12 protein-coding genes and 1 riboswitch are annotated in these 14,080 nt (G+C 64.7%); of the genes, 11 read left to right on the forward strand and 1 reads right to left on the reverse strand.

The genetic code is table 11. The features are described from left to right. The first annotated feature begins 2 nt into the window (after nt 1–2). The 9 genes from ACIPHM_RS07590 (at nt 3) to ACIPHM_RS07630 (ending at nt 10,045) form a co-directional block, all read left to right on the forward strand. Nucleotides 3–776 carry a cobalt-precorrin-6A reductase gene (locus ACIPHM_RS07590; RefSeq protein WP_400326296.1) on the forward strand — a complete coding sequence of 258 codons (774 nt, stop codon included), beginning with the start codon at nt 3–5 and terminating at the stop codon, nt 774–776. Further along, nucleotides 773–1,498 (forward strand): precorrin-4 C(11)-methyltransferase, encoded by a 726-nt coding sequence (gene cobM, locus ACIPHM_RS07595; RefSeq protein WP_400326299.1) that lies wholly within the window; start codon nt 773–775, stop codon nt 1,496–1,498. Before ACIPHM_RS07590 ends, cobM begins: the two co-directional genes overlap by 4 nt. Before the next feature lie 17 nt (nt 1,499–1,515). Further along, entirely contained in the window at nt 1,516–2,286 is a 771-nt protein-coding gene (gene cobF, locus ACIPHM_RS07600; protein ID WP_400326301.1) for a precorrin-6A synthase (deacetylating), read from the forward strand. A 79-nt stretch (nt 2,287–2,365) separates the two neighbouring features. Next, nucleotides 2,366–2,450, forward strand: a riboswitch (adenosylcobalamin (AdoCbl) riboswitch). Between the two features lie 299 nt (nt 2,451–2,749). Continuing rightward, nucleotides 2,750–4,909 carry a TonB-dependent receptor gene (locus ACIPHM_RS07605; RefSeq protein ID WP_400326304.1) on the forward strand — a complete coding sequence of 720 codons (2,160 nt, stop codon included), beginning with the start codon at nt 2,750–2,752 and terminating at the stop codon, nt 4,907–4,909. Nucleotides 4,910–4,923: 14 nt separating this feature from the next. Further along, nucleotides 4,924–5,715, forward strand: coding sequence for an ABC transporter ATP-binding protein (locus ACIPHM_RS07610; RefSeq protein WP_400326306.1), 792 nt, complete (start codon nt 4,924–4,926; stop codon nt 5,713–5,715). Further along, entirely contained in the window at nt 5,712–6,686 is a 975-nt protein-coding gene (locus tag ACIPHM_RS07615; protein ID WP_400326309.1) for an ABC transporter substrate-binding protein, read from the forward strand. The genes ACIPHM_RS07610 and ACIPHM_RS07615 overlap by 4 nt, the downstream gene beginning before the upstream one ends. Before the next feature lie 56 nt (nt 6,687–6,742). After that, nucleotides 6,743–7,729, forward strand: a complete 987-nt coding sequence (locus tag ACIPHM_RS07620; protein ID WP_400326581.1) for a FecCD family ABC transporter permease — start codon at nt 6,743–6,745, stop codon at nt 7,727–7,729. A 149-nt stretch (nt 7,730–7,878) separates the two neighbouring features. Beyond that, nucleotides 7,879–9,474: an MDR family MFS transporter gene (locus ACIPHM_RS07625; RefSeq protein WP_400326311.1), complete on the forward strand. Its 1,596-nt coding sequence runs from the start codon at nt 7,879–7,881 to the stop codon at nt 9,472–9,474. A 4-nt stretch (nt 9,475–9,478) separates the two neighbouring features. After that, nucleotides 9,479–10,045, forward strand: a complete 567-nt coding sequence (locus ACIPHM_RS07630) for a MarR family winged helix-turn-helix transcriptional regulator (RefSeq protein ID WP_400326313.1) — start codon at nt 9,479–9,481, stop codon at nt 10,043–10,045. A gap of 215 nt (nt 10,046–10,260) precedes the next feature. Here the strand turns inward: ACIPHM_RS07630 and ACIPHM_RS07635 are convergent, their stop codons facing one another. Further along, nucleotides 10,261–11,532 (reverse strand): amino acid deaminase, encoded by a 1,272-nt coding sequence (locus ACIPHM_RS07635; RefSeq protein ID WP_400326316.1) that lies wholly within the window; start codon nt 11,530–11,532, stop codon nt 10,261–10,263. A 164-nt stretch (nt 11,533–11,696) separates the two neighbouring features. Between ACIPHM_RS07635 and ACIPHM_RS07640 the strand changes: the two genes are divergently transcribed. Further along, complete coding sequence (locus ACIPHM_RS07640; RefSeq protein WP_400326319.1) at nt 11,697–12,578, forward strand: MurR/RpiR family transcriptional regulator; 882 nt, start codon at nt 11,697–11,699, stop codon at nt 12,576–12,578. Nucleotide 12,579: 1 nt separating this feature from the next. Then, on the forward strand, nt 12,580–14,073 hold the full coding sequence (locus tag ACIPHM_RS07645; protein ID WP_400326321.1) for an amidohydrolase family protein: 1,494 nt from the start codon (nt 12,580–12,582) through the stop codon (nt 14,071–14,073). The last annotated feature ends 7 nt before the right edge of the window (nt 14,074–14,080 follow it).

The following is a 14,080-nucleotide window of genomic DNA, read 5'->3' on the forward strand; positions in this document are numbered from 1 at the left end:
AAATGACGCGAGTCCTCTTGCTAGGCGGCACGGGCGACGCCATGAAGATCGCTCGTCAGCTCCGGCCCCGCGACATCTACAGTCTGGCCGGTCTGGGACGCGTTCCCGACGACCTGCCGTGCGACGTACGCGCAGGCGGTTTCGGTGGCGCGCAGGGGCTCGCGGGCTACATCGACGCGCACGGCGTCGATTTGCTGATCGACGCGACGCATCCCTATGCCGCGAGGATCAGCGCCAACGCGGCGCTGGCGGCACAACTGGCCAATGTCGACGTCTGGGCGCTGCGTCGCGCGCCCTGGCAGGCGCAGCCGGGCGATGACTGGCGATATGTGCCGGACTGGCTGGGCATGTGCGAGGCGCTGGCCGGCTTCTCGCGTCCGCTGTTCACGCTGGGACGAGAGCCACTCGCTCATCTTGACGAGATTCCTGCTCATCAAATCTGGGTCGTTCGCTGTCTGGACGATCATCCGGGCAACGCGCAGGCCACCGTGATCGGTGCACGCGGACCCTTCACACACGACAGCGAGCGCGCTTTGTTTGCGCAGCACGACATCGATGTCGTCGTCAGCAAGAACAGCGGCGGTGCGGCGACCGGGGCGAAGCTCGACGTCGCGCGCGCACTTGGTCTGCCAGTCGTGATGCTGACGCGCCCCGACGCCGTCGACACCGGACGGGTGTTCGACACCGTGGAGGCATTGCTGGCGGCGCTCGATGCGTTGCGTAGCGAGGCGTGCGTCCGTACTATCCACGCCTGTTCAAAAGGAAGCGAAGTATGACGGTCTATTTCATTGGTGCCGGGCCGGGAGATCCGGAGCTGGTCACGGTCAAGGCACAGCGCCTGATTCGAAGTTGTCCCGTGATTCTTTACGCCGGCTCGCTGGTGCCCGAGGAAGTGCTGGCCGGTCACACGGCCGAGCGTGTCGTCAATACCGCCGATCTCGATCTCGACGCCATTGTGGCGCTGCTGTCGGAGGCACATGCGAAGGGACAGGATGTCGCTCGCGTGCACTCCGGCGATCCGTCGCTGTACGGTGCGATCGGTGAGCAAATCCGCCGCATTCGCGATCTGGACATTCCCTACGAGATCGTGCCCGGTGTCACGGCCACGGCGGCGTGTGCCGCCACGCTGGGGTGCGAGCTGACGCTGCCGGGCATTTCGCAGACGGTGATCCTGACGCGCTACGCGACGAAGACGTCCATGCCCGCCGGAGAGGCGCTTGGCGATCTGGCCAGCCACGGCGCGACCATGGCGATCCATCTCGGCGTGCGGCACCTGGCGCGCATCGTCGAGGAACTCAAACCGCATTACGGCGAGGATTGCCCGGTCGCCGTGGTCTATCGCGCCAGTTGGCCGGACGAGACGCGTGTCACAGGCACGCTGGCCACCATCGGCGAGAAGGTCGGCGAGACGGGAATCGAGCGCACGGCCCTGATTCTGGTCGGGCGTGTGTTGGCGGCCGAGGGGTTTGCCGATTCATCGCTGTACGCGAGTGCCTGACGCTGGAAGACCGACGAATGAAAAAGATCCTGATCATCGGCATTGGCGCCGGCAACCCCGACTACCTGACCGTTCAGGCAATCAACGCGCTCAACCGCGCCGATGTGTTCTTCGTGATGGATAAGGGGGCGGCGAAGGAAAAGCTGATCGCGTTGCGCAGGCACATCATCGAACGCTTCGTGAGCCGTCGCGATTACCGCGTGGTTCAGGCCACGAGTCCCGAGCGACGGGCAGACGAGTCCGATACCGACTATCGGTCGGCCGTCGACGAGATGAACCGCGACAAGCAACAGATCTTCGAGCGGCTGATTGCGGAAGAACTGCAAGACGGCGAGGTCGGCGCCTTTCTGGTCTGGGGCGATCCGTCGCTGTACGACAGCACCATTCGTATCCTCGAATCCATCGACGGCCGCCGCAACGGCGAGTTCGATTTCGAGGTGATTCCGGGCATCAGCAGCGTGCAGGCGCTGGCTGCGCAACATCGTATTCCATTGAACCGGATCGGGCGATCGATCGAGATCACGAACGGTCGCGGCATCGCCGACGGGTTCCCGCCCGGCGTGGACAGCGTGGTCGTGATGCTCGACTCGAAGCACACGTACAGGCAACTCGCGCATGAGGACCTCGACATCTATTGGGGCGCGTATGTCGGCACGCCAGACGAGATCCTCATCTCGGGAAGACTTCGCGATGTGATGGACGAGATCGAGCGCGTGAGGACCGAGGCGCGTCGCACGCACGGCTGGATCATGGACACTTATCTGCTGCGCAAGCGCGACGGTGCGTGACGACGAAATGAGCGGACTGCATGAAAGAGTGTTGCCGCTTTATTTCGTAAACCTACCGGAACACGTAGAATGCGCGCTACCGACGGCCGGAAGCTGGTGTAAATCCAGCGCGGTCGCGCCACTGTGACCCGTCATCGCGACGGGAAGTCAGACCTGGCCGTCGGACTCATCGACCTTTGTTTTGGGGCGCGAAACCCCAGGAGACCCCGTATGACGCGCACGCTTCGCTCGCTGCGAATTTGCTTTCTCCCCGGCCACCTCGGCCATGCCGACGTCGCGACGCCGGCGCATTGTCGCTTCGCATCGCCGTTGATCGCCTGATCCGGCGCTTCCGTACGACACATAACAGGACCCGTCTGCTTCGGCCGAAACACCGAAATGCCGAGACGACGATGACAGTCCGCGCCTGCACCAGATCGCACGATAACGACAAGTCGTCTGATATGACGACAGGGGAAATACCATGCACTACCCACGCCCGACGGCCGTCACCAAGGCCCCGGCCACGCGCCGCTTCGCCCTCACGCCGGCCGCGCTCACCGCACTCTGGCTGCTCGGCGGCACTTCCGCCTCTGCTTTTGCCGCTGACGCCGGCCTGCCGCTCGTCACGGTCAACGCTCAACAGACGCGCGACGACGCCCCGCTCTCCACGCCGACAGCAACCGGTTCTCGCCTGAACCTGTCGAGCCTCGATACGCCCGCGAGCGTCGAGACGATCACCGCAAAGCAAATCGAAGCGCGGGGTGACCAGACCGTCACCGACGCGGTGACACGCGCCACCGGCTTCACCAGCAACGCGGCCCCCGGCAATGGCGGCACGGCACTCGCCGTGCGAGGCTTCTCCGGCCAGGAATCGGTGATGACGCTCTACGACGGCACGCGTCTCTATCCGGGCGCGGGCACCATGACATTCCCGTTCGATACCTGGCAGGTCGAGCGAATCGATGTGCTGCGCGGACCGGCTTCGGTGCTGTACGGCGAAGGTGCGATCGGCGGCGTGGTGAACGTCATCCCCAAGCAACCGCAACGCGACTACGCGACCACCCTTCAGGCCGGCATCGGCACCGACGGCCAGCGGCGTTTCGCCCTCGATACGACCGGCGCGCTCGGCCCGATGCTGTCGTACCGCTTCTACGTGAGCGATAACCGCAGCGACGGCTGGGTCGATCGCGGCGAGTCGCATACGACCTCGTTCGGCGGCGCGGTGAAGCTCGACGTCTCGCCGAAGCTCTCGTTCACGCTCGCTTACGATTACGGCCGCCAACTGCCGGCAACGTATTTCGGCGTACCGCTGAACAACGGCACGCTCGATCAGAGCTTGCGCTACCAGAACTTCAACGTCGGTAACGCGCTGATCGCCTATTTCGACCAGTCCACGCGGCTCACGGGTGTCTACCGTGCGGCCGAAGGCATCACGATCCGCGACCAGTTGTACTACCTGAACACCAACCGGCACTGGCGCGACAGCGAAACCTATGAACTCGACCCGTCCACGCGTCTGGTGACGCGCAGCGATTACATCGAGATCATTCAACAAGAACATCAGGTCGGCAACCGGCTCGACGCGACCATCGACCGCACCCTGGCCGGCCATGCGAACCGCTTCGTGATCGGCGTCGAGGCGAACCAGATTTCGTTCCAGCGCGACAGCAATAGCCCGTTCGGCGGATCGTCGGTGGTGAGCGTGGACGCCTTCAATCCGGGCGTATTCGCAAGCCCCGATCCGACGGTGCCGGAATTCCGCACGCTCACGCGTCAGGCCGCCGTGTTCGCGGAAGATCGTTTCGACATCACGCCGCGTCTGTCGGCGGTGGGCGGCATGCGGTACGACTACATCGACTATTCGCGTCGCCAGCTTGCGACCGGCAGCACCTTCGGCAGAACGTTCTCGAACGTCGGCTGGCGGCTTGGCCTCGTGTATCAACTCAGCCCATCGGCCTCGGTGTACGGCCAGTACACGCGTGGCGCAGACAGCATCGGCTCGCTCGTCACGCTGTCGCAATCGCAAACGGCGTTCAGCCTCGCGACCGGCCAGCAGTGGGAAGCGGGCTTCAAGCAGGAACTGCCGGACGGACGCGGCTTCTGGACGCTCGCCGTCTATCAGATCGTGAAGAAGAACCTGCTGACGACCAATCCGCTGAATCCGACGCTCTCCGAGCAGGTCGGCCAGCAGTCGTCGCGCGGTGTCGAGTGGTCGGGCGCGCTGAAGCTCGGTTATGGCTTTTCGGTGGAGGCGAACGCGTCGCTGTTGCGCGCGCGTTACGACAACTTCGACGAGAGCGTGGGCGGTGTAGCCGTATCGCGCAACGGGAATGTGCCGAGCAATATTCCGCAGCAGACTGCCAACCTCTGGCTGACCTACTCGCCGGTGCACGACGTGGTGCTCGGCACGGGGCTGCGTTACGTGGGACGCCGCTACAGCGACAATGCGAACACTGCGCCGATTCCGTCCTACACGGTGTTCGACGCGTCGGCGCAGTGGCAGGTGACCAAACGCGTGAATCTGGCGCTCTACCTGCGCAATCTGGGGAATCGCGCGTACGCCGTGACCTCCGAAACGCCGTCCGAGTGGCTGCTCGGCCCGTCGCGCTCGGCGCAAGTCGTTGCGACGATGAAGTTCTGAGCGCCTGACCGACCATGCCCGGCGCACTCCACATCGCCCGCCTGAGCTGGTCGCCAGCGGACCTCGCACGCTCGCGCGAGGCGCCGCTGCTCCAGTCGATCACGCTCGACGTCGCGCGCGGCGAGTTCGTTGGGCTGATCGGACCGAACGGCAGCGGCAAGACGAGCCTGTTGCGCTGCGCATTCCGCTACGCGAAGCCGCAGGCGGGGATTGTCACGCTCGACGAGACGGACCTCTGGCGGGCGTCGCCGCGCTGGTCCGCGCAGCACGTCGCCGTGCTGTTGCAGGAATTGCCCGACGATTTCGGGCTCAGCGTCGAACAGGTCGTATGGATGGGCAGAACGCCGCACAAGCGTCTGCTCGATGTCGATACGCCTGAGGACGCCGCGATCGTCGCGAAGGCATTGGCCGATGTCGATATGAACGCGGCGCGCAATCGTGCGTTCGCCACGCTGTCGGGCGGCGAAAAGCAGCGCGTGCTGCTCGCGCGCGCCCTTGCGCAGCAACCCGACGTGCTCATGCTCGACGAGCCCACCAGTTTTCTCGACCTGCATCATCAGGTCGAACTGATGCGGCTGATCCGCTCGCTGAAGATCACCACGCTCGCGACGATTCACGACCTCAATCTTGCCGCTGCGTATTGCGACCGTGTGTACGTGCTGGCCGACGGTGAGATCGTCGCGCACGGCACACCCGCCGACGTGCTGACGGTCGATCTGCTCGCGCGCGTGTTCAAGGTGGAGACGCTGATCGACCGGCATCCCGTCACGCACCGTCCACGTATCACACTCGTTCATCCGCTATGAAACGCTTCGTTTGTCTCGGCACACTCGCTTTGACCCTTGCGCTGTTGATCGGCGTGCAGGCCGCGCAGGCCGCGGGCTATCCCGTCACGGTGAAGAGTTGTAATCGCTCGGTGACCTTCGAGCGCTCGCCGCAACACGCGGTGAGCAATGACGTCAACCTGACGGAGATGATGCTTGCACTGGGCCTCAAGCCGCGCATGGTCGGCTTCACGGGGATCAGCGGATGGAAAACCGGCAACGCCGCGCTGCGACGGCAACTCGCCGGACTGCCCGAACTCGCGCGGCAGTATCCGTCGGTCGAAGTGCTGGTGCAGGCAGGCGCGGATTTTTACTTCGCGGGCTGGAACTACGGCATGCGTGTCGGCGGCCCGGTCACACCCGCGATGCTCGCGCCGCTGGGCATTCGCACGTATGAACTGAGCGAGTCGTGCGCACATGTGATGCCGCGCGGTGCCGCATCGTTCGACGATGTCTACACCGATCTGCTCAACCTCGGCCGCATCTTCGATGTCGAGCCCGCCGCGCACGCGCTCATCGACCGCATGAAAACGCAGCTTGACGGACTGAAGCGGCGCATCGGTCGCGTGTCTTCGCCCGTGCGGACATTCGTCTATGACAGCGGCGAGGGCACTCCCTTCACAGCGGGGCGTCTCGCGATGCCGACAGCGCTCATCGAAGCGGCCGGCGGGCGCAACGTGATGGACGATATTGCGCAAAGCTGGACGAGCGTGAGTTGGGAAAGCGTGGTCGAGCGCAATCCGCAGGCGATCGTGATCGTCGATTACAGTGCGATCACGGCAGCGCAGAAGATCGCCTTCCTGCTGGATCAACCGGCGCTGCGTCAGGTCGATGCGATTCGGGCGCGCCGCTTCATCGTGCTTCCCTACGATGCGGCGACGCCCGGCATTCACAACGCGGAGGCCGCGCAGACGATTGCGCGCGGCCTGTATCCCAAGGCGTTCGCGAAGTGAAGCGCGTGTCGCGAGGCGGGGCGCGTGTCGCGATTGCCGTGCTGGCCGTCGCGCTGATGGCATCGATCGTGCTCGCGACCGGGTTCGGTTCGACGGCGATTGCACCGTCGGTGACCACGCGCATCGTCATCGCGCATCTGACGGGCGACGCGCCGGGCGCGAACGCGGCGGCGCATGGCTGGAGTGCGTCGCAGGACGCCGTGGTGTGGCTGATTCGCCTGCCGCGCGTGTTGCTCGCGGCGATCGTCGGTGCAGCGCTGGCGATGGTCGGTGTCGCGTTGCAGGCGGTGACGGCGAACCGGCTCGCAGACCCGCATCTGCTCGGGGTAAGCGCTGGCGCCACCTTCGGTGCGGTGTTCGCGACGCTCTTTCTCGGCGCGATCTTCGGGCCGTTCACGCTGTCGCTGCTGGCGTTTGCGGGGGCAGCCGTTGCCACGCTCGCGGTGATCGGGCTGGCGCACGCGCATGGGCGGCTCGAGCGGGATCGCCTGTTACTGGCGGGCATCGCGGTTTCCTTCGTGATGCTCGCGGCGGCCAATCTGTTGCTGTATCTCGGCGACCAGCGCGCGGCATCGTCCGTGCTGTTCTGGACGCTCGGCGGACTCGGTCTCGCGCGCTGGGACATGCTCGCCATTCCGGCGACGATCATGTTCGCGGGCAGCGTGACGCTGTTCGGACGCCGCCGCGAACTGAATGCGCTGATGACGGGCGATCTGGCGGCCGTCACGCTCGGCGTTCACGTGGCGCGCGTGCGCGCCGAAGTGTTCCTGATCGGTGCGCTCGTGACGGGGGCGATGGTGGCGGTAAGCGGCGCGATCGGCTTCGTCGGACTCGTGACACCTCACGCATGCCGCCCGGTCGTCGGCGCGGAGCACGGACGGCTATTGCCCGTCTCGGCATTGCTCGGCGCGGTGCTGCTGATCTGGGCCGACGTGCTCGCCCGAACGCTGATCGCCCCGGAAGACTTGCCAATCGGCGTGGTGACGGCGTTGGTGGGCGGCGGGTGTTTCATCGCGTTGCTGCGGTTTCAGAAGCGACGGTGAGGCCCGAACAGGGCTGGCTGGGACGGTGTGGGAGCGTTCCCCGATAGCGTCCCACAGCCAGGTGATTCCTGTTGACCTCATGGACAGCCGTCACTACGCAACGAACGTGCTAGAATCCTTGACTGATCAAACATTGATCCGTCCAAAAAATGGCTCCTAGTCCTAGTACCCCGCATTCAGCGGGGCAGGTGTTGCCGTTCCGGCAGTCGCTCGTGGCGATGCTCGGTCTCTGTTTCTGCACGATGATGGTGGCGCTCGACCAGACGGTTGTCGGCACCGCGTTGCCAACCATCGTCGCGGAACTCAAAGGGTTCGAGTATTACGCCTGGGTCGCGACGTCGTATCTCCTCACCTCCGTCATCACCGTCCCCATCTTCGGACGACTCGGCGATTTTTACGGCCGCAAGCGTTTCGTCATGGCGGCCATCATCGTCTTCACCGCTGCTTCGGTCCTGTGCGGCGCGGCGAACAGCATGCCGTTCCTCGTCGTCGCTCGCGCGCTGCAAGGTATCGGCGGCGGGATGCTCGTCGGCACGGCCTTCGCCTGTGTTCCTGAGCTGTTCCCCGACCCTCATGTGCGTCTGCGCTGGCAAGTCATGCTCAGCTCCGCATTCGGCATCGCGAACGCCATCGGCCCCTCGCTCGGTGGTTTTCTCACCGAGGCCTACGGCTGGCGCTCGGTCTTCTACGTCAACCTGCCGGTCGGCCTGCTGGGTGTCTGGTTCGTCGGACGTCACCTGCCGCACATGCGCGCCGAAGAACACAGCAAGGCGAGTATCGACTGGCTCGGCGCGGCCCTCATCACCGCCGCGCTCGGCAGCTTGCAGATGCTGGTCGAATGGCTGCCCGCCGATGGACTCTCGCGCGGTGTCGTGATGCTGGCCGTTGTGCTCGTGACCTCGTCGTACGCGCTCTACTGGTGGGAGCAGCGCGCGTCGCATCCGATTCTGCCCTTCGAGATGTTCCGCGACAAAAGCCTGGCGGCGCTCTTCGTGCTGTCGGTGTTCGCAGGTTTCTCCATGTTCGGTCTGCTGTTCTACGCGCCGTTGATGCTGCAGGGCGGCTTCGGTCTCTCGCCTCGTGAAACCGGTTTGCTGATTACACCGCTGGTCGTGTGCATTACCGTGGGCAGTATCGTGAACGGCCGTCTTATCACCCGTCTGCCCAATCCGAACGTGATGCTCTACGGCGGTTTTCTGCTGCTCGCGCTCGCCTGTGCCGGCGTGATCACCACGCATCGCGGCACGCCGCACGCGTTGATCGCCACGTATATGTTTCTCGCCGGGCTCGGCCTCGGTTTCGTGATGCCGAACCTCACCGTTTTCGCGCAGGAAGTTGCCGGTCGCGCCCATCTGGGAATCGCGACGGCGCTCATGCAATCGCTGCGCATGATCGGCGGAATGCTGGGGACGGCCATCGTCGGCACGCTCGTGAATCACAGTTACACGGCACGCGTGACGGACGCGCTCGCCGCAAACGAAGGCACCCGCTGGAGCACGCAACTCTCCGACCCGCAGATCCTCGTCAACGCGCAAGCGCAAAGCGATTTCCTGACGACGCTCGCTCACATGGGCCAAAACGGAACGCTGTTCATCGAGTCGGCGCGCACCTCGCTCGTTGCGGCAATTCACAGCGGGCAGATGGTGTCGCTCGCAGCCGCGCTCGCAGGGCTCTGGTTCGTCAGACGCGTGCCGCTCATTCGCCTCACGCGCGGCGTGAAGCCGCAACCGCCGGCAGGGGAGTGACGCGATGCCGACGCCTCAAAAACGTAATGTCATTCAACAACTCAGCCTGACGTATCGCGCGATGATGCTGGCCTTCGACGCGCAGGTCGGACACCCGCTGCCGCGCTGGCGAATCATTCTCGCGCTGGCCGAGCGCGGCACTTGCTCACAGAAGTTTCTCGCGGAGCATTGCCGGCTGGACCCGGCCTCGCTCACGCGTCAGTTGCAGTCGATGGAAGCGCTGGGCTGGCTGTCTCGTGCGACAGATCCCGAGGACAATCGGCTGACGAACGTCACGCTCACGTCCGCAGGCATGGCGGTGTACGACGAAGCGACGCCGCGTCGTCAGTCTTTTTTCGACGAGGCGTTGGAAGGCATGACGCCCGCCGAGATCGCAACGCTCGAGAGCGCACTCGGCCACCTCGAGGCGCAGTTCAAATCGGTGGCGTCGCGCGCCAAGGCGGGTAATGTGAGCAACGCGGTCGACGGAAATGCCAAATCGACTGGCGACGCGAAACGGCGAACCGCCGCCGAGACTGCCGCCGCCGAACCGGTGCCCGCGCGAAAACGCGGTCCCCGCAGTCAGGGGTGATTCCGTTGTTGTGATCTACGATCAACAGAGCGACATCAGCAAATCGACGGCAGCAAATCGACGGCATCAATAAAAAAGCCGCTTCGGCATATCGAAGCGGCTTTTCTTTTGGGGCTTTAGCGGTGCGCCGTCCGAAGCCTGATTCGCTCAACGTCAGCGATGCGCGCGACGACGAGCGCTCGTTGTCCACGTCATCCACGTCGCCCGCGTTGAAATCAGAAGAACGTCTGCACGATCTCGACGACGTTGTAATCGCCATCGACCACGGGCAGATGACGCCATTTGTCGAACGTCAGGCAGGGGTGCGAGATGTCGAACGCGATCATGTCGCCGACACGGATATCGTCTCCCGGTGCAATGCGCAGATACGCGTGCTGATCCATCATGCCGGTGATTTCCCAATGTTCGGGCGTCGCCTTCGGCGCCTTGCTCTCGCCCGGACGGAATAGCTGCGCCGGTTCCGGCATGCCCGCATCGAACGCCGCGTCGCGCTTGCCCAGGGCAATGATGGCGCGCTCGGGCTCCGGAATCGATTGCACATACGCCCAGAGTTGCAGCGCCGGTTGCAACTGCGAGCGCATTTGCTTCGCGATCGGATTGCGTGTGGCGATTTGCGCCTGCGCGGCTTTGTAGATGCCCACGTCGTGCGTGAGGTAGCAGCCGGGGCGCAGCACAACGTCAAGCGGTGCGCCTACGTCCTTGTGCGCGAATTCGTCGGCGACCACGTCGTACCACGCCGAGCCCGCGCCCGAGAGCACTGCCGGGGTGCGCTCGATGCGACCCGCCGCGACCAGTTCGCGCGTAATGCTCACCGCGCGTTGCAGGAAGGCGCGGATGTCCGCTTCGGTGCTGAGCACACCCTCATAGACTTCCACGCCGGCCAATTTGACCGCGTCGTGATACTCGGCAATGGCGTCGAGCACGGCTTGCTGCTGGGCGGCGTCGCGCACGCCCGTGCGGCCACCCGTCACGCCCAACTCGATGAGGACCTGAATCGTCTGGCCGCGCGCGCGGAAAAACCTGCCCAGATGCGCCACCGCAGCAGCGGAGTCCACCAGACAGAAGTATTCGAAATCGGGGTCTTTCAGCAAGTCGGCAATCATCGTCATGTTGCGCTTGCCGACCAGTTGGTTTGCCATGAGTACGCGTTGCACGCCGTGATGGTAGGCCGCATAGGTCTGCTGCGCGGTGGCGAGCGTAATACCCCATGCGCCGCCGTCGAGCTGGCGACGGAACAGCTTCGGCGCCATCGTCGTCTTGCCGTGCGGGGCGAGCTTCACGCCGTACTCGTGCACGAAGCGCTGCATCCACGCGAGGTTGTGACGGATCTTGTTCTCGTAGAGCACAGCCGTCGGCAGGCTCAGGTCTTCGTCGAGTAGATTCCAGCCCAGTCCGGTCGTCGCCGACGGGGCGAGCGGGCGGTCGAGCGCCCCCAGGCCCTTGTTCAGGGTATCGATCATGCCATGTTGATAGTTTGTATCACTCATTGGAAATTCTCCTCATATCGGTACGCTGGCGACTGCCGGACGGCTCCTATAATAGCGTTTAATTACCAGCGTTTGACAGATTTGTTATAAAGTAACAAATATTAAGCAAAAGACCTCCAGATAACGCTCAGGCGACGCAGTGCGACGCCTCTCAGACCCGGGATATGGCCGAAACCTTCGATATCGTGACGCGTGTTGCCGAGCGCAGCGACGCCCTCAGTCAGGCGGAACGCAAAGTCGCCCAAGTGGTACTGGAAGACGTGGCGGGCGCGGCGGCGGCGTCGATCAACGTGCTGGCCGAGCGTGCCGGGGTGAGCGAAGCCAGCGTGACGCGCTTTGCCAAAGCGATGGGCTGCCGCGACGTGCGCGATCTCAAGCTGCGATTGGCGCAGGCCGCCGTGGTCGGTCAGCGTTTTCTCGGCGCGAGCGCAGCCAATGGGCAGGACGGCACTGTGGAGACCATCGACCGGATCGCGGACGATATCCAGACGACATTGCAGGTGCATCGCGGGCTGATCAAGCCCGATACCGTGCGACGTGCGGCCGCGCGCGTGCTGTCGGCGCGCATGGTGTATGCCTTCGGGATGGGCGGCGGTTCGTCGCTCATGGCAGACGAGGCGCGCTACCGGCTCGTGCGTCTGGGCCGCCCGGTGGCGAGCTATCAGGACGCCGTGCTCGCTCGCATGGTCGCCGCCACGCTCGGGCGTGATGATGTTGTGCTCGCCTTCTCGGTGAGCGGTCACACGCCGGAGCTGGTGTCGGTATGCGAGATCGCGCGGGAGTATGGCGCGCAGGTGGTGGCCATGACGGCGACGGGTTCGCCGCTCGCGGCGTTGGCCGACGAGGTGCTGCCGATCCGTGCGCTGGAAACGGATTTCATTTTCAAACCGTCGTCGTCGCGTTACGCGATGCTGCTGGCGATGGACGTCCTGGCCACGGAACTGGCGTTGCTCGCCAAGCCGCAGAGCCAGGCGCTGTTGCGCCGCATCAAGTACGTGCTCGACACGCATCGGGGCGGCGGCGATCGTCAGCCTCTGGGAGACTGACATGACTGACCACCCTCTCGCGGATCGCACCGTCGACACGCTCATCACGAATGTGCGTCTGGCAGACGGCTCGGGCGCGCCCATGACGAACGAACGCTTCGACGTTGCGCTGCGCGACGGCCGCATCCACACGATTGCGCCGCTCGGCGCGCTGTCGGGCTGGCAGGCCGCGCAGGTCATCTGCGGCGATGGCAATGTGTTGAGCCCCGGCTTTATCGACGTCCACACGCATGACGACACGAATGTCGTGCGGGCGCCGGAAATGACGCCGAAGCTCTCGCAAGGGGTGACGACGGTTGTTGTCGGCAACTGCGGCATTAGCGCGTCGCCGGTAACGCTCAAGGGCGATCCGCCCGATCCGATGAACCTGCTGGGGGACGCCGAGGCGTTCCGATACCCGACCTTTGCCGCCTATGTCGACGCGCTGGAGAAGGCGCAGCCAGCGATCAACGTGGCCGCGCTCATCGGTCATACGGCGCTGCGCAACAACCATATGGACCGGCTCGACCGGCCGGCGTCCGACGCGGAAATCGAAGGCATGCGCGCGCAATTGCGCGAGGCGCTCGAACACGGCGCACTGGGGCTGTCGACGGGACTCGCCTACGCGAATGCGAACGCGGCGCCCACGGAGGAGGTTCTCGCGCTGGCCGAGCCGTTGGCCGAAGCGGGCGGGCTTTACGCAACGCACTTGCGCACCGAATTCGCCGAGATTCTCGAAGCCCTCGACGAAGCCTTCCGCATTGGCCGTCATGCGCGCGTGCCCGTGGTCGTCTCGCATCTGAAATGTGCGGGCGTAGAGAACTGGGGGCGCAGTGCCGAGATTCTCGAAGCGCTCGACAAGGCCCAGCGCTTTCAGCCGGTCGGCTGCGACTGCTACCCGTACACGGCGAGTTCGTCGACGCTCGATCTCAAGCAGGTCACCGACGACTTCGACATTCTCGTGACGTGGTCGCAAGCGCATCCCGATCAGGGCGGCAAGCTGCTCGCGACGATTGCCGCCGAGTGGGGCGTCGATCTGATGGAAGCGGCGAAGCGTCTGCAACCGGCGGGGGCTGTCTATCACTGCATGGAAGAGGATGACGTGCGACGCATCTTGCGTCACCCCGCAACGGTCGTCGGCTCGGACGGGCTGCCGAACGATCCGTTGCCGCATCCGCGTCTGTGGGGTGCGTTCCCGCGCGTGCTCGGCCGCTACAGCCGCGAGCAGGAACTCTTCCCGCTGGCCGAGGCCGTCCACAAGATGACGGGACTCTCGGCAGAGCGTTTCGGCCTGACCGGGCGCGGTTTCGTGCGTGAAGGCTACTGGGCCGATCTGGTGCTGTTCGATCCGGCGACGGTGGCGGACGCCGCGACATTTACCGATCCGATGCAGCCGGCGTATGGCATTTCGGCCGTGTGGGTCAACGGGGTGCTGTCGTGGCAGGACCGTGCGCCTACGCAGAGTGCGCGCGCTGGACGCTTCGTGCGTCGCGGCACGCCGCAGCCGGTTCTCTGAATAAGTG

It is taken from the genome of Pandoraea sp. NPDC087047, from assembly GCF_044745225.1.
Taxonomy (GTDB): Bacteria; Pseudomonadota; Gammaproteobacteria; order Burkholderiales; family Burkholderiaceae; genus Pandoraea.

Excerpts from the sequence above, each read along its gene's own strand:
- ACIPHM_RS07590 (WP_400326296.1), top strand. The coding sequence starts at position 3 with ATGACGCGAGTCCTCTTGCTAGGCGGCACGGGCGACGCCATGAAGATC.
- cobM (WP_400326299.1), top strand. The coding sequence starts at position 773 with ATGACGGTCTATTTCATTGGTGCCGGGCCGGGAGATCCGGAGCTGGTC.
- cobF (WP_400326301.1), top strand. The coding sequence starts at position 1,516 with ATGAAAAAGATCCTGATCATCGGCATTGGCGCCGGCAACCCCGACTAC.
- ACIPHM_RS07605 (WP_400326304.1), top strand. The coding sequence starts at position 2,750 with ATGCACTACCCACGCCCGACGGCCGTCACCAAGGCCCCGGCCACGCGC.
- ACIPHM_RS07610 (WP_400326306.1), top strand. The coding sequence starts at position 4,924 with ATGCCCGGCGCACTCCACATCGCCCGCCTGAGCTGGTCGCCAGCGGAC.
- ACIPHM_RS07615 (WP_400326309.1), top strand. The coding sequence starts at position 5,712 with ATGAAACGCTTCGTTTGTCTCGGCACACTCGCTTTGACCCTTGCGCTG.
- ACIPHM_RS07620 (WP_400326581.1), top strand. The coding sequence starts at position 6,743 with ATGGCATCGATCGTGCTCGCGACCGGGTTCGGTTCGACGGCGATTGCA.
- ACIPHM_RS07625 (WP_400326311.1), top strand. The coding sequence starts at position 7,879 with ATGGCTCCTAGTCCTAGTACCCCGCATTCAGCGGGGCAGGTGTTGCCG.
- ACIPHM_RS07630 (WP_400326313.1), top strand. The coding sequence starts at position 9,479 with ATGCCGACGCCTCAAAAACGTAATGTCATTCAACAACTCAGCCTGACG.
- ACIPHM_RS07635 (WP_400326316.1), bottom strand. The coding sequence starts at position 11,532 with ATGAGTGATACAAACTATCAACATGGCATGATCGATACCCTGAACAAG.
- ACIPHM_RS07640 (WP_400326319.1), top strand. The coding sequence starts at position 11,697 with ATGGCCGAAACCTTCGATATCGTGACGCGTGTTGCCGAGCGCAGCGAC.
- ACIPHM_RS07645 (WP_400326321.1), top strand. The coding sequence starts at position 12,580 with ATGACTGACCACCCTCTCGCGGATCGCACCGTCGACACGCTCATCACG.